This window comes from Chitinophaga sp. (assembly GCF_039596135.1).
GTDB lineage: Bacteria > Bacteroidota > Bacteroidia > Chitinophagales > Chitinophagaceae > Chitinophaga.
In genome coordinates this window covers 163,308-186,670 of record NZ_JBCNKH010000005.1, presented here as the reverse complement: position 1 = coordinate 186,670, position 23,363 = coordinate 163,308, and the positions used below count along the sequence as shown (strand labels likewise).

The following is a 23,363-nucleotide window of genomic DNA, read 5'->3' as shown; positions in this document are numbered from 1 at the left end:
AGCTAATTTATTAACTTTATTTTAATAACCAGCATTATTTATGTCTCAAAGCCCCTTTCCCCCTTTCAAGGAATTTATCACCTCCCTACGATCTGGCAATAAGCAATTTGGTGTATACAATCAGCGACGTGACCTTTCAATAATAAAAAAGTATATCATCGATCTTTATGACGGGACTTCCGCTGTGCATAGCTTCCAGGACGAATACGGTCAGGTTTGGGATTGTATCCCGTTCGACGAGCAACCAACGTTAAACAAGTATCAACTAAAGCTTGCCGAGCCAGCAGATATGGAATGGTCGGGTCAGAATGAAGAATCAGATGAGGAGAGGATCACTTCCAATTACAATAACCAGAAAGTGGATCCCTATGGCAATAAGATGCAGTGCCCCGTCGGCACCATTCCAATGAAAAGGGTTAGAGTGGAGGACGTGGCGGCTGCAGGAAATCTGAAGTCTTTCTTACGAAAGAAGAGCATTCGTTTTGGGAAGAGCCAGAAGGTGGCAGCCTTTAATAAAGGACATGAATATGCGTTGGGCGCACAGCGGGTGGAAAACAGAGGGGGGATCAGTTTTCTTAATATCTGGCAACCGACTGTAGAACCAGGACAATATTTCTCTTTATCCCAGATATGGGTGAGTGGGATAACAGCTAATAACCGGCAAATAGTGGAATGTGGTTGGCAGGTGGCCCCTCAGCTCTACCATGACGGCAGGCCTAATCTATTTGTATTCTGGACACCGGATGATTACAAAACAGGATACTATAATTTAACAGGGCCGGGGTTTGTACAAACCAATTCAAATTGGATGGTCGGCTATCCATTTGCATATATCAGCAGACCGAATGCACAGCAATATGACATCTCTATGGCATGGTATCAAAGACCTGATGGCAATTGGTGGCTGTATATCAACGGTAGCAAAAAGGCGGATGCAGTTGGATATTATCCTGCAGAAATCTTTAATAATGGCCAACTCACAAGGTTTGCCAACGATATCAAGTTTGGGGGAGAAGTTTCCGGTGAGACCTCATTGCCGCCAATGGGTAGCGGACAGAGAGCTGCGTTCGGCTTTAAAAGAGCTGCTTACCAGCGAAATGTGGAAATTTTTACTTTGGACAGAGAGCCTCAAGGCGCTAGGATCACCGCACTTACATCTATGCCTGACCGCTATTCTATTGAAATTGGTACTGATCCTAATTGGGGGACATTCTTTTACTTTGGTGGAGCATAATGAGGCTGGTCTATAATAAAATGGGTTTCAAAATTTGATTTTATGTTAGCAACATTTGTTTTAGAAGTTTATAAAGACGAGGAGCGAAAAGAGATGGCGAGTGCTATTCAGGATTTGATTGAAGGTGATTGCTGGTCGACTGCTGGAATTTATTGTTACTGGGACTATACAACAAGACGCCCCCTTTATATTGGGCTTGCAAGCGATCTTCACCATCGGTTCTGCCAGCACAATGGACTTGTTCGTGCAAGAAAAAGCACCTGCAAATCTGTTGAGATAAGCACATACTTTGATAATAATGAAAAGTTAGGCTTTAGTATGGTCCTGCAGTCTTCATTATCCCAACCCTTTACATGGAAACAGAAGAAGAAGTATAAGGTTGAAGCTAACAACCATGACCCAGAGTATTTGGATGGGCTTGGTGAGGATGCACTTCAACATATCCGTATCTTGGAAGGAATAACAATCGCAGCGTCATCCCAATTACACAACAATATTCCATCTTGGAACAAGATAGGAGGAAACAAACAGGCAAGCCTGAAAACTGAAGCACGGCATCACCAATTGATTGACCTACTAGTAAACAAAACTGTAAATGACAATGTTAGCCGTGCATCTTTGAAAGAGTTAGACGCCAACGGAGGGTATAGGCAGTTCGAATGTTTTCTTCACAGTTTGCGAATTAGTCCATTTGGTTACAATGCGGATATGATTGCACGGTACCGACAAATGGGTGGCGATCTAGTAATTGATGAACTGGAGCAGACAAATTATCTGCAGAAAAAACTTATTTTAAGTTGACAGTATTTAATTTCCTAAAATCGAAATCGCGTACCTCTGTCTTTGTTATGAGTGGCCGTTATATCTAGTTCCTTGCATGCCTGTTTGGCAGTTTTGTTTTCAGGCTTTACCTGGTATAGTGCGGACTGGATTTGTTGCAGTGTAAATTTCTGTTTACTCATATATTTGGTTTTAAATTTAAGGAGTAATGTGACAGGACGTTTTCGTTATCGTGAAAGATGTATCTTACAAAAAAATAAATCATGGGAGATTCTGTAGTTAAAAGGCCAATGTTTCCATCTTATCTACTTGAATCTATTTGTCAGACTATTGCTGCAACGGAAGAAGGATTGAGTAATCGGGAAATTGAAAAGATTTCTGGCTGATTCCCGGATAGATGACATTGATAACGGTAATACTAAATGGTTAAGATTGTATAATGCTTTTGCTAAATGGCAAAATGATAACCAATGCTCTAATCATATTTTGCAGTTTATACAATATGCTCTACACCCTTCCCGATATATTAACAAACGCGAGCTTTACACCGAGAGATTACATGAAATAAACAAGCGGTTGGCCTTTTTAGGAATTGAATTGGCCGAGAATGGTTTATTTAGAATTGTAGACAAAGCAACAAAGCTCTCTGAAGCGGAAGAAAGATCTAACGCATTTAAATATCGATTACAGAATAGAAATGTGCACGAAAATGTTTTCAAATATTGCAACGCAGAACTTTTAGTAGACAATTATTTTCATTCTGTTTTCGAAGCGGTAAAAAGCATTGCAGATAGGCTTCGTTCTATGACTGGCTTGTATGCAGACGGAAATGCATTGGTGGATACAGCTTTTTCTACAACCAATCCTCTAGTTAGGATTAATAGACTAACAACTGATACGGATCGCAGTGAGCACATTGGCCTCATGAATTTAATAAAGGTTTATTCGGACTGATCCGGAATCCGACAGCTCACACCGCTAAAATTCACTTTATTATCGAAGAAGAGGAAGCGCTGGACATAATGACAACAATTTCTCTTATACATAAAAGGCTCGATAAATCATTATAATCTCAATTCCCCTCTTTATGAGTTTCGACGAATTTCCTAAAGTAGATCAATATTCGCAAAATGAAGATGAAAGCAATGTCTACTTTAGGATGCACTTTTCTCAAAGAAACGGGTTTTTAGCAACTAAGCCAGAGGATAAAGGAATAGACTTTATCGTTGAACTGATAAGGAATGGAGCCTCGACTAATTGGTGGTTTCCTGTTCAAATTAAGAGTATTGAATACCCGGATTTTGTTGAAAATAGTGAGTTTATTTCTTATAGCTTTAGCGTATCTAGATTGCGTTATATGATGGAGGCGCGCCCTCCTATGGCCATCATTTTATTGTATTGGCCTATTGCTAAGACTTTCTTTTATGACTTTGCTGAAACCATTTATACCAGGCTTTTAGAAAAACGTGACGGCAACATGACATGGAAGACCAAGGACATGGTAAATATCCATATACCCCGCTCCAATGTTATTAATAATCAAAGCTTGGGACTGATTCATAATGCGATGATCTTGCGGTATCAGAATTCAAGCGACAGATCACCTTCCCTCTATCCCCAACCATCTCAACCATTGCCATCAGAATCTAAGCAGCCTACTAGTATTAAAGCTCCTGAGGAGGTCTTAAGAACCAAGGGTTTAGAATTGTTTTATAATAATGACCTTCCGATGCTTGAACAACTGTTAGATGAAGTACAAATGAAGTATTTAAGGGAAGATTCACATTTATCCTTAATTGCAGGTATCTCTTATTGGGCGATGGGAATGCCAGTGGATGCGTCCTTCTTTTTACAGAAAGCGCTAGATAACCCTAAGATAACTGCTGATGATTATGCGCATGCATTGTGGAGAAAACTATACCTAGATAACATATTGGGGAAAACAAGTATTCAACAGTATAATCAACAAATCAGGCAGCAGCTTCAAAATGTTTCGGCATCGGACGAGGCACGGCGTTTGAATTATGAACTGGCTATTGCTAGAAACGAAATTGATTTGCTCGGTTCGGGAAAACTAATTAATCTTTTCGACCTGGCTAATCAATTTTGGACATTCAATGATCGAATTAGCCAAGCAAATTTGTCGACAAGGATGAAGATAAATTATTACCTGCAGAATATCACTAATCTCGGCGCGCTTGCAATTTATACTGATTCTTTTTTTAGAAGAAAGTTTGTATTTGTCAAAGATAATGGTGAGGTCATAGATCCAGGTTTGATGCTTGAATTCGATTCAATGATGGTAAAGTTGACTGATCAGATGGAACGTGTTTTCCCTTGGATTAAACCCTTGGCGCGCAATTTTGTAAATAGTGTTATGTTAGCCCAGTGCTTTGAAGCGCAGGTAAGTGTTTGGTTGAGCCTAGATTTGAATGCCTTACGGTTTCCTTTAAAAGAATTTAATTTTTTTGCAGAAGATCATATAAGAAGGATACGTCAACATACAGAATTTGCAAAGGAGGCGCAACATATTTTTTTGGAACATAACATGTACTTAAGTGCTCATAATATGACACTTATGCTAATGGAGTTAGCCGAATTCGCAACTCATTCAAATTTGACGCTAGATGTCGATATTGACGCTACTCGGAAGCAGGCTGATTGGTTAACTCAAAAGCTTGGAGTAGGCCAATGGCGACTGCAGGTGAGAACAGTAATTGAAGACTATAGGACTAGGTGGAGATGATCCGAATAGGCCCAAAAATCAGGAAACGTCAATTTGTAACATTATAAATATATTTATGTTATAATCTTCTCAATATCATGTAGTAAGTCTTCTATTGATTCCAACAAAGTATCATTCCCGCTACACTGGTAAAAAGGCTTTCAGCATTGCTGAAAGCCTTTTCTAATTTTATAATGACCTCTTTTTATCCCCTTTTACAAACATGCCCACAAAAATTTGCTGGATCCATTCCTTTGAAAATAATGCCCGGATTGGCATCATGCCTCGTCCACGAGGCGGCGATTGGCTGGAAGATGAGATAATCTATTTCAAACGCCAGAACGTTAACTTACTCGTTTCTCTTCTCGAAGCTCACGAGATCACGGAATTGGATCTGAAAAATGAAGAAGCATTTTGCATTCAATACGGAATTACTTTCCTTCACTTTCCAATAAAAGATAGAAGTACTCCTGCCAATACTAACGAATTTATTCAAACCATATTGAAGCGCATCAACGAAGGTGCAAATACTGTTATCCATTGTCGAATGGGAATTGGGCGATCTTCCATTATGGCAGGTGCAGTGTTAATATCAAAAGGTTATAAAGCTGATGGCATTCTGGAGCATATTAGCAATGTTCGTGGTTTGAATGTACCAGACACAGAAGAGCAGGCCAATTAGCTCAGAAAAATAGGAATGCAGAAATAGAAGGGCCAATCGCTGAGATAGGAGAATGAAATTAAATTCATAGTTAGACGGTAAGATATTTCGGTAGTTCTGGCCACAAATGGGAAAAAGCTTCACTTATGTGAGCCTTTTAATTTCCACCTAATGCCTTATACTTGAGTACTTATTGTTATCAGCAAGCCAGTTCTCTCTTACATAACAATATTATCAGGGATAACAAATATTGCTTGGTTATAGGTTATCTTTAATAAACCAATCAACTCAAAAGCAAAAAGATTGAACTTCCGACAACACGCTTTAAAAATTGTATTGGGGACTGAAAGTTTACGATCCATACCCAATATCGCATTGCAAGCCCTGGAACAAGGGCTTGACACCCCTTCACTCTATATTCTTGCTGGATTCTCAGATAACGATAGTGAATTTGAAATCATTCATTATTATGGCACCGCATTACATGAATTGGGCATTGAATTGCCAGACAAACGTAATGCCGCCATTCAATTGGGGCTTTCTATAGCTGATGAAATATTTGATAATAAAAGATCTGTTATCGAAGGGGTAATGGAAATAAAAAATATAGCAATTGATGCCTATCCATTTTATAAAGAGACAAAACACTATTGCTATGATAGTATAGGTTTTGAAAAAGTATATGGTTTACTCGATCAAATCAGTGATTTGAAAGATGCTGGTTCAACTCAATGGCAGGTTAATAAGACGAATAAGGAATTAGAAATTGAATATGCCTTAAAATTGATGGATGAGCTTAAGCAATGGTATAGCTTAATGAAAGCACCTATCGCATGAAACACACTGATAAATAACTTTTCCATTCTCATTAGGGTGCCCGTCATCTAACCCAACCCCTACAACCAAATTAAAAATAACTTACCTTACACCTATCTCATCCCTATCTTATGTTAAAATTTATATTAACTGCTTTCATATCCCTTATTACCTTTTATCACTCCTTTGCCCAGCAAACGACCTTTAAAACAACCAACGGATTGACCATAAAACTTCAGCGTGATGGCATCTATATAAACGGAAAAAACGCCTACCCGCAAGCTGCTGAAATGGATTTATTGATAGATGAACCCAACAGAATCATTGAAAATGGAGGTGCCCTATTCTTATTCGTCCATGGCAATGGGAGTCCTAACCTTAAAAGACTATACGCATTTAAGATCACTGACAAAAAAGTAGATTTAGTAGCTGATGCTAACAACTCTGAAATTCAGGATATAGATGAAGATTCCTACTTAGAGTTTGGCGGTACTGATCTAACTGAAGTAGCTCCTGGTAAAGACTCGATGTACTACATTCCTTCCGAATATTTCGAGATCAGAAATGGAAACATCCGGCATGACAGCACCCTTACCATTAATACAGATATTCGCACGAATGGTATTTACCTGGACAACCCTAAGGATGTGAATGGTAATTGCTGTAAAGTAATTCCTATCCCGCCAAAGCTGATAAATCCTCTCATTATTAGTGAAAGGGTGGATGGGCCTGCCAATGTAAGGGATTCAGCAAGAGGCACAGTGATATTGTCCTTAGAAGATAATGTACCAGTAATAACTGCCGGATTAAACAACAAGTGGTATTTCATTGGCATCCATTTAGACCTTTCTCCGGAGCAGTATAAATCAGAAGAAATAGAAAAAGGTGCTACGCTGTATGTAAATGGTAAAATAGTTGGCAAGGCAGTAAAAAGTTTGATCTTGGAGAATGTATCTGACAATGATGGTCATCTGATCGGTGAAGTAAGCGGATTTACCGCTATGCAAAATATTAGAACGAATACCCTGCCGGAACAGGTACTTGCCGGGATCATTAGTCAGCATACAGCAGGATTAAATGAGCTGATGGATTTCTTTAAAGGGTATCAGTTTGATAAATCTGAACGATTTGGCTATATGTCTTATTTTCTGGATAAAGGCTTGAGGGAACCAGGTGAAAATATGAGGATGGAAGTTTTATTTGAAAATAATAAACTGTTCGGCATCCTACACGACCGAAAATTACCGCTTAAAGATTCCAGGTCATATGACCTGGAAAATGGGAATTACTTCACTGTTCCCAACTATCAGCCACCAGCTAAAGTGATGAAATTTATAAGAGATTATAATTACCTGATGAAACACTCCGGCTAGAATATATTGTCATGGAAGCATATGAGGTACATTAATTCACCACCAGGAATTGCTCCACCTCCACTTCCGCCAAAACTCCCATAACCCATTTATTCCTTAATTTTATTCATGAACAATTTAATAAACAACCTCATCATCCGTTGGGAACAAGCCTTTGACGATATTCAATACCTCCCCGCTTTCAAAGCTCAGGTTAAAACAACTAAATATGCCAACGGCGCCCGCTATAATCTTGAAAAATTTGACCTACATTCCTTCCCCTCCGACGGGCCCTTAACACAGGAAAAACAAAACCACGAATACGGCTTCAACGACCAGAGCCTACCTTGCTACGTCGCCTTCAGCCATGATTACAACAAAACTTACTGGGAAGGTTATTATAAATATACCGATAACCTCGCTGAGTATATAGAATTTAATATCAACACAGGTACGCCTTCCGCCATTACAAGAATCATATTTGAAAATGGCCGTAAGACCACCACACAACGTCTGGTCGTAAACGGCAGAGGTACTATCTATTCCCATCTAAAAGATTCCAGGGCAACGTTAATACAAAAAATAAAAGAAGACACGCACTCGCTCTTCCTCACCGCCACCAATTTTGAATATGACACTGCGGGCAAAATCATCCGCTCTGTAAGCACCCACGTCACTCCGGGAATAGGACAATATACCTCTCACGATGAATACACCTACCATAACAACCAGCTTGATAAAATCAGAACCTTTGACACAGAAGGCAATAGCCGCCTGACCTTCAGCCGTAACAACGAAAACCTGTCTCCCGAAGCGCTGATCGAAAAGCTCGCCCGGTTGATGGCCGAATCTATTGTCAATACCCTGCAGGATAATGAAATGGAACTCCCGCTTGCACTACTTGAGCTGGGCTACCACTATGCAGATAACTACCTTCCCCTGCTAGGCATTCAATCCCAACAACAGGTAGCACAAAAACAGAAAAACGGGGAACTTGTCTTTATCACTGACAACTACCTCGACTCCATCATAGACATCACTCCATTCGAAGATGGCTTTGCCCAAATAGAACAAATGATGGAAGAACAGGACGACATGAACATCGGTTGCACCGCCCTCAGAAAAGCTGCCGCCATCCTCACCGAAACCAAACTATTCGGAAAAATTAAAACTACCACAGATTTCGCCGCCTATGCTATAGACTGGTCCATAGAAGGGCATAACAACGAAGAGTTAGAAGAAATCCTCCTGGAATGTGGTGTAAAACCTGCAACTATCACCACATGGAAAGAAAATAATTTCCTTCCTGAGTAAATTTTATCCCCCAAAAAAACACTTACTTTCCCACATGACATAAAAAAGGGCCAGATCCCATCTGGCCCCTGCAAAAATTATAAATTAGGATTATTCTGCTCCTCCGCCTGCGGTATCACAAAAATATAATAAGGGCTATTCGCCACAAAATTACTACCATCCGAAAACTTCAATGCCGTATGGTATTTCGCCGGTACCTGTGCCGTACTGCCATTCGGTCTTGTAATAGTAACCTTAATATCATTTCCACTGGCATCTACATAAGGCTTACGTACTACTGCCAACTGGTTACGAATGATGTCAGATAAGCCAAACCCTTCACCCCACAACTCTTTCCTTCTCTCTATCAGGATTGCATTAACCAGTTCTTCCTGCGTACCACCTGTAAATAAACCTGCACCTCTTGCGCCACGTAATTCATTCAGTGCATCAGTACCCCTTGATAAATCCCCTGCCCGTGCATAACCCTCTGCTTTAATCAACACAGCTTCTGCACTCCTCATTAATACCAGATCTGCTGTCTGGTCAGACTTGAATTTAAACTTCTTGTACTGCAAATATCCCTCTCTGGCAGCTGCAGATCCATCCCAGGAAAAGAGCGTCTTGCGAATATCTCCATCTTCAAATAACTCTTTAAAGAAAGGATCCGCCATAAAGCTATAATAATAGGAAGTAGAAGAAGATACATCCAGGAAATGAAAACTATAACTTCCATCACTCTGGCTTGGAATCTCAGGATGTCCCCATATCCACTCCGTGTTATTCACATCATTGAATCCTTTGCTGTATTCAGACTGTGCCATCAATGGATAGTCCTGTTGAGCTTCTGTAGCAGCAGCTGCTGCCAGGTCCCAGCGGCCTGTATTTAAAAAAGCACGCGCCAGTAAACCACTCACTACATCTTTATTGATCTTATACTTAGCAGGACGATCATAATCGGCTAGTAACTCTTTTGCCTGCAGCAAATCAGAAAAGATCAGTTCATAGATCTCTTTCAAAGTCGCTCTCGGATTACCCTGCGTAGCAGCAGTAGTTGGTGTAGTATAAATGGGCGCTGTCTTTGCCAGGGAATCTTTCAGATAAGAAAACTGGTAAAAAGATGCAAAAGTGAGATAGGTGTGTGCTCTCAATGCAAGCGCCTGCCCTTTCAGGAATTGTTTCTCAGTGGCATCACCATCTACTTTATCCACATTGGCAATAATGATATTGCTGTTGTTGATGATCTTGTATAGCTGGCCCCAGATCGCGCTCACACGTGCCTGTGTTTTATCATTCATCTGTGTAAAGCGATAGGCCGTAGGGAATCCATATTTAGTTGTGATCAAAGCCACATCATTCGCCATAGCATCGCTGGTCAGTGCAATAGTTTTGAAGCCGGGGTTACTATAGGTACCACCATAAAAGTCGTCCATCATAGATGCCCATGTGCCCTCAGAGATGGTAGCTAAATTAGAGACGTTTTTAAGCACAATATCTTCTGATACAGCATCTGATGGCGCTGTATCCAGCTGCTTGTTGCAGGCAGAAAGCGCAACTACCGCCACAACAAAATATTTATATAGTTTCATTTTGAAAAATTAATAGCCGTTAAAAAATTACAGACCTAACTGCACACCAAATGAGAACGTCTTCATCGCCGGATACTGGTAGTAAGTGGTACCATCAATAGATTGCTCCGGATCCATTCCTTTATGACCATAGAAGGTGAGCAGGTTTTCGCCCAGCGCATATACTTTCGCACTTCTGATACCAACTCTTGACAATACTTTTGATGGCAGTGAATAACCTAATGATACTGTTTTCAAACGTGCATAGGTGGCACTGTACAGAAAGCGGGTTGAAGTAGATGTCCAGTTCAGGTTATCGGTAGTCAGCCTGGGTACGTCGGTAGTCGTATGCTCAGGTGTCCAGCGGTTGGCCAGCTCTGTAGACCAGTTGCGACCAGGACTGGTACCACCGCTTAGCAGAGATACATAATCCAGGTCCAGTATTTTACCCCCGATGCTGTAGGCCAGTAAAAAGGAGAGTTCGAAATTCCGGTAATTGAAAGTATTGCTGAAACCACCTGTTACATCAGGCAATGCAGAACCTGCATAGTACTGCGTAGCATTTGCATAATTGGTAGTCGTTACCTTTTTGCCTTCAGTATTTGTCTGGTACCAAAGTGGATTACCTGTTGCTGCATCTACGCCTGCCCACTCACGCAGGAAGAAATCATAAATTGATGTACCCACCATCAGTTTCTTTGTACCACTGATGATTTGTTGCTGTGGCAGTTCTGTAATTTTATTTTTATTCCGTGCTACATTCAGTCCTACATTCCATTTGAAATCCCGGGTACTGATAGGAATCACATTCAGTTCCAGTTCCACCCCGGTGTTTTTGAGCGCACCAATATTGGCACTGATAGAACTGAAACCAGTAGATAAAGCCATTGGTTTTGCATACAGCAAATCCTTGCTCGTCCTGTCATAATAGTTGATACTACCATACACCCGGTTGTCAAGGAAACCGAAATCCAGGCCAATATTCAGGTTGAGGTTACTTTCCCATTTCAATCCCGGTGTAGCCAGTCTTGAAGTAATTACACCTCCATTACCCAGGTTGTTCTGGATAGCAAACAGCGCCAGGTAAGAATAGAAAGAAGAGAGATTATCATTTCCTGAAGAGCCATAACTAGCTTTCAGTGTCAGTGTATTCAACCAGCTTTCGCTTCGCAGAAACGCTTCCTCTGCAATACGCCAGGATGCACCCACAGACCAGAATGTACCCCACCTGGAATCAGGGGAGAAGCGGGAAGAACCATCTCTTCTCGCAGAAGCAGTGAAATAATACCTGTTCAGGTAATTATACTGTCCCTGTCCAAAAAAACTCAGTTTGGTGTAATTATCAGATGTCCCGGTGAAGTCATTCAACTGTGATGCAGCTGTTGGTTCATACAAACCAGGTAAAGCAAATTTCTGCCGGTCCCCACTCAGGTCAGTGGTATTGAAGTAGTAATATTCATGTCCGGCCAGCAGGTTCAGATGGTGTCCGCCCAGCAGATCTGCATCATAGGTAAAGATGTTGTTCCATGTATAGCCCAGTTTGCGGCTACTGCCTTTGCTTACATAACCGCCTATTTCTGCACTTCCACCTACCAGCGGATTATTGTAAAACAAATAGTTTTGATTCACATAGTCGATATTGTAGCTGGTCTTGAAATGCAGCGATTTCGTAATAGACGCTTCTACATAAGTTCTCGCAGAAACCACTTCATTGGTATACCTGTTCTTATCCAGTGGCAGTGAACCAATCAGGTTTTCCCTGGCCAGAGCTGCAGAAGGGCGGTAGGCGCCGTAATCAAACTGCTTGTTCCCATTCGCATCTAGCAGGAAACTACCATCAGGATTACGCTGGTAAATAGGGTAGAAGCTGGGAATCGTTCTGCCTACCAGCACCACATTGTCTGTCTGTGAGTCAGAAGAACGTGGATAATCCTGTACAGCGCTTGCTCCAGTCAGGTTAAATCCTGTCTTTAACCACGGCTTTGCCTGCAGTGTGACATTGCTCCTGAAATTATATCTCCTGAATCCTGAAGCAAGGTAAGCTCCTTCATTATTGAGATAGCCACCACCTACATAATAAGTAGATTTATCGCTACCACCGCTAAAACTTAGCTGTGCCTGTGTATAGGCCCCTGATTGCTGAATTCCTTTTTCCCAGTCATCATTCCACAAGGGATGTGCGCCTGCCACGATCTTTCCGTCTGTGCCCACTGGTTGTGCATAAGCAGTACCATAAGGATTAATACCCAGATCTGACACTACTCTTGCACTGGCGGTAGCTGCTGCCTGATCTGCTGTCTGACCATTGGTCAGTTGCTTATTCCGTAGTGCTTCCCAGTAAAGCTCAAAATACTGATCTGTATTCAGCTTGTCATAGTCTTTCACAGCCCTGCTGCTCCATCCCTGGTTAAAAACTGCATCTACATGAGAAGCTCCTTTCTGCCCCTGTTTGGTCGTGATAATGATCACGCCGTTTGCAGCACGGGAGCCATACAGGTTTGCAGCAGTTGCATCTTTCAATACGCTGATAGATGCAATGTCCGTTGCACTGATTGCATTGATATCTCCATCGTAAGGTGCACCATCTACCACGAACAAAGGTGCGCTCGATGCATTGATTGAACCCACCCCACGGATCCTGATGGTAGAGCTGTTGCCTGGCTGACCATTGGATAATGTGGATTGTAAACCGGTGACCAATCCCTGCAATGCATTGGTGATATTGGGCGTAAGCCGGTTGTTAATTTTTTCTGCATTCACAGTAGATACCGCCCCCGGGTATCCCGAACGTTTTACATTGGTGTAAGCAACTGCTACTACTTCGTCCAGTGTGGTATTAGTTGGTTTCAGTAAGATCACCACATTTGCATCTCCTTCATGTACTTCTGTTTCTAAAGTTTCCCGCCCCAGGTAAGAAACAGAAATGACTGATTTACTGGCCGGCAAATTCAGGTGAAAATGGCCATTCGGATCTGTTGTGGTACCAATAGATGTACGGTTAATTTTAACAGTGACACCGGGTAGTGGTTGTTTGTTTTCAGCAGAGAGGACCTGTCCCTCTACTTGTCTTTGCTGCGCAAAAAGACTTGTGCATGCAAATAATGCAAGCACCAGCACTAGATTTTGTTTGAACATGGGTTTAGATTATTATAACATTACTCTTAGGCTAAAAGGTTATCAATGGTTCTCCTATCATATTTGGTGGAACATGCTAAAAGAATATAGGCAGCGCAAAAATAACATAAAATAAAACAGTCTACCAAATCACTAGGATAATATTTCGCTTTTCTTTTCTTGAAACCATGTAAATTCGGTAAAGCCTAAAGGTACGTTTGCCTGGCGCTATTGTAATAACAGGATATCTTAAAAGATATGAAAGCAGTACCAGATAATACAGCAGTCCGTGTCGCTTTGTGGCGGGCCTTGCACCTGCAGGTAGATGCGCCGCCGCATATACTGGAAGATGACCTCGGTCTGCAATTAGTGGCTCCTGAATCAAACTGGCAGGCCCGTGGAGACATGCATCCTGAAGGCACAAAGCAGGCCCGTCTTTCAATCGTTACGAGGGCCCGCTTTACAGAAGATCTGGTAAGAAGCAGCGGCACACAACAATATGTGATCCTTGGCGCCGGCCTGGATACATTTGCCTTACGCCACAATGGATACATTGCTGTATATGAAATAGATCAGCCCCTTACACAGGAATGGAAAAAGCAACGTATTCAGGAACTGGGTTGGACCATTCCCGACTTTCTGCATTTCGTTCCCGTTGATTTTGAAAAAGATAGCGACTGGCTGAAATCACTCACACAGGAAGGATTCGATCGCAGCCAGCCAGCAGTTATTTCCTGCACAGGTGTAAGCATGTACCTCACCCACGATGCCATTACAGGGCTACTGCAAAAGGTAGCTGCCCTGGCCAGGGGAACCACCTTATCCATGACCTTCCTCCTGCCTGCAGCACATTTACATCCTGATGAACAGCGCCTGCTCGAAATGGCGATGAAAGGCGCCGCTGCTGCCGGCACACCATTCCTGAGTTTTTTTACCCCTGAGCAAATGCTGGACCTTGCTCAGCAAGCAGGCTTCAAATATGCAGAAGTAATAACAGGCGATGACCTTACAAAGAAATATTTTCAGGGTAGAAAAGATGGCCTGTCTCTCTCCAATTCAGAACTCATCCTGGTGGCGAATACCTGATAATTATTATTTATCTTGGGCACTATGAAATACATATACGCTAGCCTGTTTTTATTGATATTCGCGGCCTGCGGTCAGTCCACCGACTCCCGCTCCCAGGAAATCATTCTTGACCAGGCTGTTACGATCGAAGATGCTTACAAGCTGGCTGATAAATATCCCTTTGTCACCATGTACCCATTGAACTCTTCAAAAGATACAAATGCTTTGGATCAAAAGCTGTTTAGCCTGAATGTAGGCGATACTGCTACCATAGATGGTCACTATTACAGGATAGTTGCAGACACGGGGAATTATACCTTCAGAGCCAGTTACATCTACCTGGATGCAGCTGTGCTAAAGCATGCCGAGATAGATAGCCTCCGTACGTTGATTCAACAGCAATATGCTGCCGGTAAATCATTTGAAGAGCTGAATGCTAAATACAACATGGATCCCAATCAAAAGAATGGAGACACCGGTCCATTTACATCCGGCATGATGGTAAAGCCATTTGAAGATGCAGTACGTGTCCACAAGAAAGGAGATATCTTTCTGGTAGATGTGCCCGAAAAAAAATGGTACTATGTAGTGAAGAAAACCGCCGATAATGAAGGCGAAAAAATAAGAATCGTATTAGGTATTAAGAAAGTAAACTAACGATAAAAAGAAGTCACCGCTTCCTGACCTGTATAGTTCGGCCCGGTCTGGTCATCAGCACCCACATAGGTCCAGGTGATATCAATATGCCGGGGGCCGGTACATGTCAGGAGCTTTCTTCTCTTATTATACTCAATCCCGCACAAAGCAAATAATTTCTTTACATCTACCCCCTGTATATTATTCAAATCAAGATTGGCCATAAATAAGCCCCATGGTTGCAACGCTGCTATTGCCTTCACTAACACCTTCAATTTATCACCTATGTAATGAATACCATGTACACAGGTAATCAGATCATACTTCTCCGAAGGAACCCAATTCACTAAAGATCGTACCTCAAATTCCAGGCAACCAATAAAAGCAGGTATTTCCTGGAACAAATCCACCAGGTCAATCCCTTTCAATTGCACGCCTGCCTGCTGCGCTAATCCCCTTGCATACTGAATCAGGGCATTGCCCTCCCCACAGCATAAATCCAGCCATTTCACCTCACCCCGTTGTGCCAGGCAATCATCCAGGTACTTCGACGGATTGAAGAACAATTCCTTTTCATAACTATTCACACCATTCGCTACCCGCTTACGATTCATCCTGTTATTCGCCACAATGGGAGACCAGATTAATTCAGCTTCTGTCAGTAATTTCATACCAACAAAATACTAATTTCATTGCTTGTATCGAAGCATTATTTTCAATAAGATCTTACATAAAAAATAGAGTGTCACCTTGTTCGGATGCATCTTAAATGCTTTGCCAGCCTGGTTAAGCGCTTGTGCGGGTGCATTGTATTTATGATAGGTCATGTCAGTAGTGCGTGCAAAATACAATGACCAGTTATATTGGGCCTGTCGTTTTAAACGGGATCGTTTTGTAGCAGGAAGATAAGGTTGTATCAGGTTAATAGCTTTCGCAATATCCAGTATATGCTGACAGGACAGGAAATACCTGCTGGTGATATTGGATGTATGTACCCTGTAATAAGCCAGCCGCTCTGGCGTATAAACCACCGGGTAATGCGCGGCAATCCTTACCCACATCTCCCAGTCTTCGCCGTAATGAATGCCAAAAAAGCCACCTAATTGTTCATAGACTTTTCTTCTGACCAATACTGCCGGTGGCTGCATTTTTTGCCCCGTGGCGATCTGGGATAGCCAATCCTGTATAACCCCCGTTTCAGCCTGCAGGACATGACTTTTATTGATTTCAACCCCCTGCTCATTAATGTATGAAAAACCTGTGCAAATGGCCCCTGCATCAGGATATTGTTCAAATAACTTTGTGGCCTGCCGATAAATACCCTGCCCTGATAAATCATCTCCATGTAGTAAGTGCACAAAATGTCCCTTTGCACGATTAAGGCATGTTTCAAAATTGCGCAGGCTACCACGATTCTCCGGCTGTTGGTAAAACGATACGCGGCCCTGGCCAATCGATGCTACCAGTGCTGCAATATCCCCGTCCGTACTGCAATCATCTACTACTTCAATCTGCATCAGCGCCGGCCCCAGGTCCTGTTCCAGCACACTTTTTAAAGTAGCCTCCAGGTAGTGACTACAATTGTAAGTGGGAATCATCACAGACCATAATGGTCTGTGTTCCTCCGCTGCGAGCGGCGCTATGATAGGTGGTTGATCGGGAATCCTGTTATTCATAATGTGCCTCCCAGTTTTGTTGTCCGGCTTGTAAAGCCAATCGCTCCTCTTCATTTGATAACAGGGGTATTTGCCTTTTCAATACCTCCTTCGCTAAATGCAACATCATTTTCCTGTTGCCCGACATATTCCGGCCATGAATCCGGTATGCTGCTATCTTTTCTTTATGATGGAATGTAGGTAGCAGCCTTGCTATTTTCAGGTTGAGGTCATAATCTTCACAGGCCTTCAGTTGAGTGTCAAAATGAAAATGAAAGAACAGATCCCTCCTGTATAGAACACAACCTTCCATACCTATATAGTTCCCCTGCAATAAAGAGAGGTACCCGGCTCCGCTATTATATATCTCCGCTGTGAATTCCCCATTTGCATCAATCCTGTCATGTGCACCGGATACAAAAGCTACCTGTGGATAATACCTGAAATAAAAAAGGTTTACCTCAGCAGCCCCCGGATATAAGTAATCATCTGCATCCAGGAAGATCAGGAATTGCCCATGGCTATATTGCACGCCTATATTCCGCGCTGCTGATAAGCCAACACGTTCTACATAGACGTATTTCACCCGGTCTCCATATTCTTTACAAATCACCGCCGTATCATCGCTGGAACCATCATCCACTACAACAACTTCCATGTGTTGCCACGTTTGGCCCAGGGCACTCTCAATGGCCTGCCTGAGATAATGCCCGTGATTGTAACAGGGAATGATCACAGAAACAAGATTCCACTCTGCAGGAACCGGCTCCAACAGCGATAAGGGAAATGTATGAATATCCTGCCGCCGCAGGTGTTGATGCGCTTTATAAAATTGAATACCAGATCTACACCCCCTGATCTCAGTGATAATATGCCTGATATACTCTTCCTTGTTGCCTTTCATCCATTGTATTAACCGCTGCCTGTAATATTGGGGCAACCCTTGCCGTAACCGCTTTAACTCTCCCTGGTGCTGATAATTTTCATATTGCACAAGCAGTGCACTAACATGTCCGCGCATATAACCGAACAGTTGTTTGCGCAACCCTTCGTCAGTAGAACGATGCTCGTGATATACATACAACTCCGGTACATAACAACAGTCCCATCCTTCGGCCAGTATGCGGTGCCACATTTCCGAATCACCACTACACCCTGAAGCGCCTACATCCAGCCTTTCATCAAATATTCCTGCCACCTGGAATGCTTCTTTCCGAAAGGCCATATTGGCCCCCGCGCCAATATCCCATGCCGGCACACCATATTCAAGATGGTCAAGAAAATACCGGTGATTAAACCGTTTGGGCAGATACCCCTTATTGAATCCCCATTTTTTTTCAAAAGTATACTGAGCCCGGGTATCCAGCGAAGCGGGTATCACGAGCCCCGTCACTGCCATGATCAAAGGATCTGTAAAACATCTCTTCAGGTTGGATATCCAGTTTTGCGGAATAAGGACGTCGTCATCAGTATAAGCCACAATATCTCCTGTAGCTGTTCTTGCACCTGTATTGCGTGCTATATCAAGCCCCTTCCTGTCTTCACGAACATATCGCACCTGGGGAAACTGTTTTGCTACCACCCACGTCTCATCATTCTCAGGTGCATTATCCACCACAATCAGCTCAAAATCAGTATCCGGACCAGATAATAATGACTGCAGGCACTTATGCAATGACTGTGGCCGGTGACGCGTACAAATCACAACAGATAACTTTCCTGCCTGATTCGTAAATGCCAGTGATGAACCATATTCGCTGTAATGTGTCAGTGCAGGTTGTATAGCAGCCCGTATTTTGTCAGTAACACCCCCCGGCGAAGTAATCCATACATGCCCCAGTGGCACTTCTCCTGACCATACCACAACATAATGCCGGCCTTCCCCTACCGAAAAGCTATCCACCGCTGATGATTGTATATGGTGTATTTTATAGTACATGTTGCTGATTTAAAATCACCGGAAACGCCGGCCGAACATATCCCATCCATTTCCCAAACCAGGCGGTATTCTCCCTGAAGTCTTCCACATTGAATGAAAGACAACCTTCAAAATAAAATAACCGCTGCGTCGTATCTTTTACAAAAACAATGGATAAATAATAAGCACCATTGTTCAGGAAATTACCCGGTATATGACATTCCCCCGTTATAAGCCCTGCACGCAGATCTGCCCCTTTGGATGCTACATCAAAAATGCATTCGCCTGCCATGTTGAATAAATGAATGCCAACAATCAGGCTACCCGGATCCGGATCGTTATACCAAAATTCAAACTTTGTAGTAAATGGTGTACGGATGTCGAAAATATCCGTGTCATATTGAATGGCTATTTTTTTAATCCGGATATAATCATTGCCTGGTGCTGATGCTGGCGTATCATAACTTTGTTCCAGGTAATTGTTGTCTGTACTTTTCAGGTAGTTTGCAATCACAGTCGCCGGCCGGCCGGAATCAATGATATGCCCTTTATGTAAGGTGATGACCCGATCACACAGGTTTTGCAACGCCTGCGTATTGTGACTTACAAACAAAACCGTTTTCCCTTTTCTGTCCGAAATCTCTTTCATTTTTCCCAGGCATTTGCGCTGGAATTCTACATCTCCCACAGCCAGTACCTCATCCACAATCAGGATATCAGGATTTAAATGTGCGGCTACAGCAAATGCCAGTCGCATATACATACCACTTGAATAATGCTTGACAGGTGTATCAATTAATTCCTCTACACCAGAGAATGCAATGATCTCGTCGAAACGGCTTTTTATCTCGGAATTTTTCATCCCCAGTATATTGCCATTGAGAAAAATATTTTCACGCCCTGTCAGGTCTCCATGAAACCCTGACCCGACTTCAAGCAGGCTGGCAATACTACCCCTGCCTGATATGCGGCCCGTGGTAGGTGTAGTGATAGAAGAAATGATTTTTAACAGGGTAGATTTTCCCGCGCCATTGTTACCAATGAACCCCATGACTTCACCCTGGTTGATTTCAAAGCTGATGTCTTTCAGCGCCCACAGTAAGTACTTATCAGCATGCTGTCGCTTTAGCCAAAAGCGGATGTCTTCCCGCAACCGGCCAGAACCTGCATTACCAAGACGGTATAATTTGGAGATGTTTTCAACCTTTATAGCTATCATACAACGTCCATTATTTTAAGTTCCTTTTTCTTAAATAGCGTAATGCCCACTACCAATAAAAGCAGTACTTCTACAATACAAAGTGCCAACCGGAAATAATGAACAGGTTCATTCGAAAAATAAGCAGCCCTGAATGTTTCAGTGATGACAGTGAGCGGATTTAACCAGAACCATAACTGGTATCGGGCCGGAACAATTGATGCCGGGTACACCACTGGTGTGGCAAACATAAAAAGCCGGAGTATAAACTGAAGTGCATAGTCCAGGTCCCTGTACTTCGCGGTAAAAACGCTGATAATCAGGCCGGCTCCCAGACCGAACCCTGCTGTCAGCAGCAACAGAAATGGAGTGAGCAATATGTAGTAATTACCATGTATTCCCATCGTGGCGAAATGATAGATGTAGATGGCAATAAAAAGTAACAATTGAATACTGATCCTGATACTGTGTGAAAGTACATTGCTGATGGGTACCACCAGTCGTGGAAAATATACCTTGTTGAAAATATTGGCATTTTGCAGAAAAGTATACATCGTCCCATTCAGACAATCAGAAAAGAAACTCCAGAAGAGAATCCCGGACAAATAAAATAACACAGGTGGTATACCTCCTGTTGAAATCTTTACCACCTTTCCAAAAATGATATAGTAAACCAGTGTGGTCAGCGCTGGTTGAATAAATACCCAAAAAGGTCCCAATATCGTCTGCTGATAACTTGCAATCAGGTTACGCCTTACAAACCGGAACAGGAGATCTTTATAACTGATAATTTCGCGGAGGTTCCAATCAAACCATTTTGTATTAGCATTAATTTCCCAGTCCCAGCTTTCGTTATGTTTCATCGGTTAAACCCAATTTTTAGTATAGAGGATTGTTGCATCAATTTCGTCCTGGATCTGGTTGTCAATATTGGGATCAAATTTTCGGGCAAACAGCCGGCTGCTATGCTGTAAACAATTCAGGTCGGCCATGGTGAGCACTTTGGGATGTGACCCGCCGATAGAACGGTCTATATGCCTGTAATTGTCATTGATGATCATGTTGCTGAATGGACTGTTCATCAGTAAGGTATTGACCAGAAACTCATCTGGCGCCCAGGTATGTTTGAAAAATGAATGGAATTTCCTTTCTGTCAGGAATTGGCTTAGGTAGAATGCTGCCTCTCCGCTAAGTGTCCAGTAGGCAGCAGCAGGCCCTCCATACAGCTGGTAGGGCAATGGAAACTCCCTTTGTGGTAAAACCGTTGACAATATATTTTCCAGCCGGTGTTTTCCCCTGAATCCATACTCTGTCAGGTGATATCGGGTATACCGCTGATGCGCCTCGTCCCACCAGGCAGTGGGGGGCGTTTCTGAAGCCAGGAATGAGTGCCCAACGTAAGTATTGAGAAAATCATATATATAACCAGTCGGTTTTATCGGGTAATCCTGCCCGCTCAGCAGGTTGACATAGTCATACGATCGGCCGCTCGCGAATATAGCACGCAGGGACGCTCCGACGGCTTCCAGCTGACTGAACCCAGCCCAATTCACCGTTTTACGTTCCTTTACAAACGAGGTATTGGGCAATCTCTCCAAGGAACTAAAAGGGGCCGCGTCTACCTTTTTATCAAGGTGTACGTAAAAATCAAACTGCCTGTGATTTAGGGTTTGAATCAACCTTTCTGCCATGGCAGGAAATTGATGCAAAACAATTATGTTGGCCATTCTCATAACAATATCATTGTAGTGGTGTTACGGTTGCATGATATAGGAAACGTTTCAGGGTAAAAACAGGTATAGTAGAGTAATAAAATTAACAAAACTGATTGAATAAAAGTTTAGTAAAAATTCTACAAAAACAAATATTGAGAGAATGGAAATATTATTAGGATCCTTCATGTAGATTTGTTTATAAATGATAAAAAGACCAACATTATGGAATATGTTAAAGAGTATACCGTTAAACCAGAACATATTGACGTTCAAAACATCATGGATGGATTATATTACCCTTTCTATATGGAATATTGCAGGCACGATTTTATTAAAGACGTGTTAGGCTTCAGTTTGGAAGAAGAAGCTCGGAAAGGTGTCAATATGGTACTGTCTCAGTATACTATTCAGTTCGTACGATCGCTGAAAAGAGACGATACATTCACCGTTACCTGTCAGCTGTTGGCAGACGGAAGCGGCAAACCACAAATCCATTTTGAACAAAAAATCATTCTCAACAACAAGATCGTTACCAAAGCGGTATTCACAGGCACCTGTGTACCTGCTACCGGCGGCAGACCATTCCTGCCGGATGCGATCAAAGAAAAGCTGAAAGACGCACCTGTTTTAAACGCATAAGTTATGAAAGCCATAGTCATTACCAAACCCGGCGGACCGGAAGTACTGCAATTACAGGAGTATCCTACACCCACACCGGGTGCAGAAGAAGTGCTGATCGAAATCAAAGCTGCTGGGCTCAACAGGGCCGACGTTTCTCAGCGCCAGGGGAAGTATCCACCGCCTCCCGGTGTAGTACAGGACATCCTGGGAATGGAAGTGGCTGGCATCGTAACAACATGTGGCCCCGGCGTAACCATGTGGAAACCCGGCGATAAAGTATGTGCCCTCATCGCAGGAGGTGGATATGCCAGCTATGTCGCTGCAAAAGAAGGACAATGCCTGCCCATACCCGACAAGCTTTCATTTGCCGAAGCAGCCAGTCTGCCCGAAGTGATAGCTACTGTATGGACCAATGTTTTTCAGCGGGCACATTTACAACCCGGCGAAAACCTGTTGGTACACGGTGGCAGCAGTGGTATTGGCATTGCCGCTATCCAGCTGGGACATGCCTTTGGCGCAAATGTATACGTAACCGTCGGCTCCGAAGAGAAAGGCAAGGCCTGCCTGGAACTGGGAGCCGCCGGTTATGTTAACTATAAAGAGCAGGACTTCAGGGAAGCCTTTGCCTCCACCGGAATGGATGTGATTCTTGATATGGTGGGCGGGGAATACCTGGACAAAAATGTTCAATTACTCAATACCGAAGGCGGCCTGGTATACATCAATGCCATGGGTGGAAACATGGCACAGCTGAACATCTCCAGAATGATGCAAAAGCGTTTGACCATCACAGGTACCACCCTGCGCCCCCGGGATTATACCTTCAGAAAAGCCCTGTCACAGGAGTTGCTGGAGCATGTATGGCCGCTCATTCAGAATGGAAAATACAAGCCTGTCATATATGCAACTTTTGCATATGACAAAGCCCCGGAAGCCCATGCCCTCATGGAAAGCAGCCAACATATCGGTAAGATTATATTAATAAATGAATAAGCCTTTTATATTACTT

At 42.8% G+C, this 23,363-nt stretch carries 20 protein-coding genes; 12 read left to right on the top strand and 8 right to left on the bottom strand.

Annotation, left to right across the window (positions count from 1 at the left end; translation table 11 throughout):
* Positions 1 to 40: 40 nt before the first annotated feature.
* The 8 genes from ABDW16_RS06105 (at position 41) to ABDW16_RS06070 (ending at position 8,882) form a co-directional block, all read left to right on the top strand.
* Positions 41 to 1,234, top strand: coding sequence for a neprosin family prolyl endopeptidase (locus tag ABDW16_RS06105; protein ID WP_343668421.1), 1,194 nt, complete (start codon positions 41 to 43; stop codon positions 1,232 to 1,234).
* Positions 1,235 to 1,276: 42 nt separating this feature from the next.
* Complete coding sequence (locus ABDW16_RS06100) at positions 1,277 to 2,035, top strand: hypothetical protein (RefSeq protein ID WP_343668419.1); 759 nt, start codon at positions 1,277 to 1,279, stop codon at positions 2,033 to 2,035.
* Between the two features lie 345 nt (positions 2,036 to 2,380).
* Positions 2,381 to 2,968: a TIGR02391 family protein gene (locus tag ABDW16_RS06095; protein ID WP_343668417.1), complete on the top strand. Its 588-nt coding sequence runs from the start codon at positions 2,381 to 2,383 to the stop codon at positions 2,966 to 2,968.
* Positions 2,969 to 3,101: 133 nt separating this feature from the next.
* On the top strand, positions 3,102 to 4,760 hold the full coding sequence (locus tag ABDW16_RS06090; RefSeq protein ID WP_343668415.1) for a DUF4365 domain-containing protein: 1,659 nt from the start codon (positions 3,102 to 3,104) through the stop codon (positions 4,758 to 4,760).
* Positions 4,761 to 4,962: 202 nt separating this feature from the next.
* Positions 4,963 to 5,421 carry a hypothetical protein gene (locus tag ABDW16_RS06085; protein ID WP_343668413.1) on the top strand — a complete coding sequence of 153 codons (459 nt, stop codon included), beginning with the start codon at positions 4,963 to 4,965 and terminating at the stop codon, positions 5,419 to 5,421.
* A gap of 282 nt (positions 5,422 to 5,703) precedes the next feature.
* Positions 5,704 to 6,237, top strand: coding sequence for a hypothetical protein (locus ABDW16_RS06080; RefSeq protein WP_343668412.1), 534 nt, complete (start codon positions 5,704 to 5,706; stop codon positions 6,235 to 6,237).
* A 110-nt stretch (positions 6,238 to 6,347) separates the two neighbouring features.
* Positions 6,348 to 7,589 (top strand): hypothetical protein, encoded by a 1,242-nt coding sequence (locus ABDW16_RS06075; RefSeq protein ID WP_343668410.1) that lies wholly within the window; start codon positions 6,348 to 6,350, stop codon positions 7,587 to 7,589.
* A 108-nt stretch (positions 7,590 to 7,697) separates the two neighbouring features.
* Positions 7,698 to 8,882: a hypothetical protein gene (locus tag ABDW16_RS06070; RefSeq protein ID WP_343668408.1), complete on the top strand. Its 1,185-nt coding sequence runs from the start codon at positions 7,698 to 7,700 to the stop codon at positions 8,880 to 8,882.
* Positions 8,883 to 8,959: 77 nt separating this feature from the next.
* Here the strand turns inward: ABDW16_RS06070 and ABDW16_RS06065 are convergent, their stop codons facing one another.
* Positions 8,960 to 10,450 carry a RagB/SusD family nutrient uptake outer membrane protein gene (locus ABDW16_RS06065; RefSeq protein WP_343668407.1) on the bottom strand — a complete coding sequence of 497 codons (1,491 nt, stop codon included), beginning with the start codon at positions 10,448 to 10,450 and terminating at the stop codon, positions 8,960 to 8,962.
* Between the two features lie 27 nt (positions 10,451 to 10,477).
* A complete protein-coding gene (locus ABDW16_RS06060; protein ID WP_343668406.1) occupies positions 10,478 to 13,564 on the bottom strand; it encodes a TonB-dependent receptor in 3,087 nt (1,028 codons plus the stop codon).
* Between the two features lie 237 nt (positions 13,565 to 13,801).
* On the opposite strand from ABDW16_RS06060, the gene ABDW16_RS06055 reads away from it, so the two are divergent.
* Positions 13,802 to 14,629 carry a class I SAM-dependent methyltransferase gene (locus ABDW16_RS06055; protein WP_343668405.1) on the top strand — a complete coding sequence of 276 codons (828 nt, stop codon included), beginning with the start codon at positions 13,802 to 13,804 and terminating at the stop codon, positions 14,627 to 14,629.
* A gap of 24 nt (positions 14,630 to 14,653) precedes the next feature.
* The gene (locus ABDW16_RS06050) at positions 14,654 to 15,268 is read left to right on the top strand and encodes a peptidylprolyl isomerase (RefSeq protein ID WP_343668404.1); all 615 of its coding nucleotides are present in this window, start codon (positions 14,654 to 14,656) and stop codon (positions 15,266 to 15,268) included.
* Here the strand turns inward: ABDW16_RS06050 and ABDW16_RS06045 are convergent.
* Genes ABDW16_RS06045 through ABDW16_RS06020 form a run of 6 tightly spaced genes read right to left on the bottom strand, consistent with a single transcriptional unit; the run spans position 15,265 to position 21,709 of the window.
* The gene (locus ABDW16_RS06045) at positions 15,265 to 15,918 is read right to left on the bottom strand and encodes a methyltransferase domain-containing protein (RefSeq protein WP_343668403.1); all 654 of its coding nucleotides are present in this window, start codon (positions 15,916 to 15,918) and stop codon (positions 15,265 to 15,267) included. The two genes, ABDW16_RS06050 and ABDW16_RS06045, sit on opposite strands and share 4 nt — an antisense overlap.
* An 18-nt stretch (positions 15,919 to 15,936) precedes the next feature.
* Positions 15,937 to 16,923, bottom strand: a complete 987-nt coding sequence (locus ABDW16_RS06040; protein WP_343668402.1) for a glycosyltransferase — start codon at positions 16,921 to 16,923, stop codon at positions 15,937 to 15,939.
* On the bottom strand, positions 16,916 to 18,841 hold the full coding sequence (locus tag ABDW16_RS06035; RefSeq protein ID WP_343668400.1) for a glycosyltransferase: 1,926 nt from the start codon (positions 18,839 to 18,841) through the stop codon (positions 16,916 to 16,918). Before ABDW16_RS06035 ends, ABDW16_RS06040 begins: the two co-directional genes overlap by 8 nt.
* Positions 18,831 to 20,039 carry an ABC transporter ATP-binding protein gene (locus tag ABDW16_RS06030; protein ID WP_343668398.1) on the bottom strand — a complete coding sequence of 403 codons (1,209 nt, stop codon included), beginning with the start codon at positions 20,037 to 20,039 and terminating at the stop codon, positions 18,831 to 18,833. The genes ABDW16_RS06035 and ABDW16_RS06030 overlap by 11 nt, the downstream gene beginning before the upstream one ends.
* On the bottom strand, positions 20,036 to 20,881 hold the full coding sequence (locus ABDW16_RS06025; protein WP_343668397.1) for an ABC transporter permease: 846 nt from the start codon (positions 20,879 to 20,881) through the stop codon (positions 20,036 to 20,038). The genes ABDW16_RS06030 and ABDW16_RS06025 overlap by 4 nt, the downstream gene beginning before the upstream one ends.
* Before the next feature lie 3 nt (positions 20,882 to 20,884).
* Positions 20,885 to 21,709 (bottom strand): beta-1,6-N-acetylglucosaminyltransferase, encoded by an 825-nt coding sequence (locus tag ABDW16_RS06020; protein WP_343668396.1) that lies wholly within the window; start codon positions 21,707 to 21,709, stop codon positions 20,885 to 20,887.
* Positions 21,710 to 21,955: 246 nt separating this feature from the next.
* Between ABDW16_RS06020 and ABDW16_RS06015 the strand changes: the two genes are divergently transcribed.
* Both ABDW16_RS06015 and ABDW16_RS06010 read left to right on the top strand, forming a co-directional pair.
* The gene (locus ABDW16_RS06015) at positions 21,956 to 22,372 is read left to right on the top strand and encodes a thioesterase family protein (RefSeq protein ID WP_343668395.1); all 417 of its coding nucleotides are present in this window, start codon (positions 21,956 to 21,958) and stop codon (positions 22,370 to 22,372) included.
* A gap of 3 nt (positions 22,373 to 22,375) precedes the next feature.
* Positions 22,376 to 23,347, top strand: a complete 972-nt coding sequence (locus ABDW16_RS06010) for an NAD(P)H-quinone oxidoreductase (RefSeq protein ID WP_343668394.1) — start codon at positions 22,376 to 22,378, stop codon at positions 23,345 to 23,347.
* The last annotated feature ends 16 nt before the right edge of the window (positions 23,348 to 23,363 follow it).

Coding starts and splice junctions, on each gene's coding strand:
- ABDW16_RS06015 (WP_343668395.1), top strand. CDS start 21,956: ATGGAATATGTTAAAGAGTATACCGTTAAACCAGAACATATTGACGTT.
- ABDW16_RS06075 (WP_343668410.1), top strand. CDS start 6,348: ATGTTAAAATTTATATTAACTGCTTTCATATCCCTTATTACCTTTTAT.
- ABDW16_RS06085 (WP_343668413.1), top strand. CDS start 4,963: ATGCCCACAAAAATTTGCTGGATCCATTCCTTTGAAAATAATGCCCGG.
- ABDW16_RS06035 (WP_343668400.1), bottom strand. CDS start 18,841: ATGTACTATAAAATACACCATATACAATCATCAGCGGTGGATAGCTTT.
- ABDW16_RS06060 (WP_343668406.1), bottom strand. CDS start 13,564: ATGTTCAAACAAAATCTAGTGCTGGTGCTTGCATTATTTGCATGCACA.
- ABDW16_RS06065 (WP_343668407.1), bottom strand. CDS start 10,450: ATGAAACTATATAAATATTTTGTTGTGGCGGTAGTTGCGCTTTCTGCC.
- ABDW16_RS06070 (WP_343668408.1), top strand. CDS start 7,698: ATGAACAATTTAATAAACAACCTCATCATCCGTTGGGAACAAGCCTTT.
- ABDW16_RS06100 (WP_343668419.1), top strand. CDS start 1,277: ATGTTAGCAACATTTGTTTTAGAAGTTTATAAAGACGAGGAGCGAAAA.
- ABDW16_RS06045 (WP_343668403.1), bottom strand. CDS start 15,918: ATGAAATTACTGACAGAAGCTGAATTAATCTGGTCTCCCATTGTGGCG.
- ABDW16_RS06055 (WP_343668405.1), top strand. CDS start 13,802: ATGAAAGCAGTACCAGATAATACAGCAGTCCGTGTCGCTTTGTGGCGG.
- ABDW16_RS06090 (WP_343668415.1), top strand. CDS start 3,102: ATGAGTTTCGACGAATTTCCTAAAGTAGATCAATATTCGCAAAATGAA.
- ABDW16_RS06025 (WP_343668397.1), bottom strand. CDS start 20,881: ATGAAACATAACGAAAGCTGGGACTGGGAAATTAATGCTAATACAAAA.
- ABDW16_RS06030 (WP_343668398.1), bottom strand. CDS start 20,039: ATGATAGCTATAAAGGTTGAAAACATCTCCAAATTATACCGTCTTGGT.
- ABDW16_RS06105 (WP_343668421.1), top strand. CDS start 41: ATGTCTCAAAGCCCCTTTCCCCCTTTCAAGGAATTTATCACCTCCCTA.
- ABDW16_RS06010 (WP_343668394.1), top strand. CDS start 22,376: ATGAAAGCCATAGTCATTACCAAACCCGGCGGACCGGAAGTACTGCAA.
- ABDW16_RS06020 (WP_343668396.1), bottom strand. CDS start 21,709: ATGGCAGAAAGGTTGATTCAAACCCTAAATCACAGGCAGTTTGATTTT.
- ABDW16_RS06050 (WP_343668404.1), top strand. CDS start 14,654: ATGAAATACATATACGCTAGCCTGTTTTTATTGATATTCGCGGCCTGC.
- ABDW16_RS06040 (WP_343668402.1), bottom strand. CDS start 16,923: ATGAATAACAGGATTCCCGATCAACCACCTATCATAGCGCCGCTCGCA.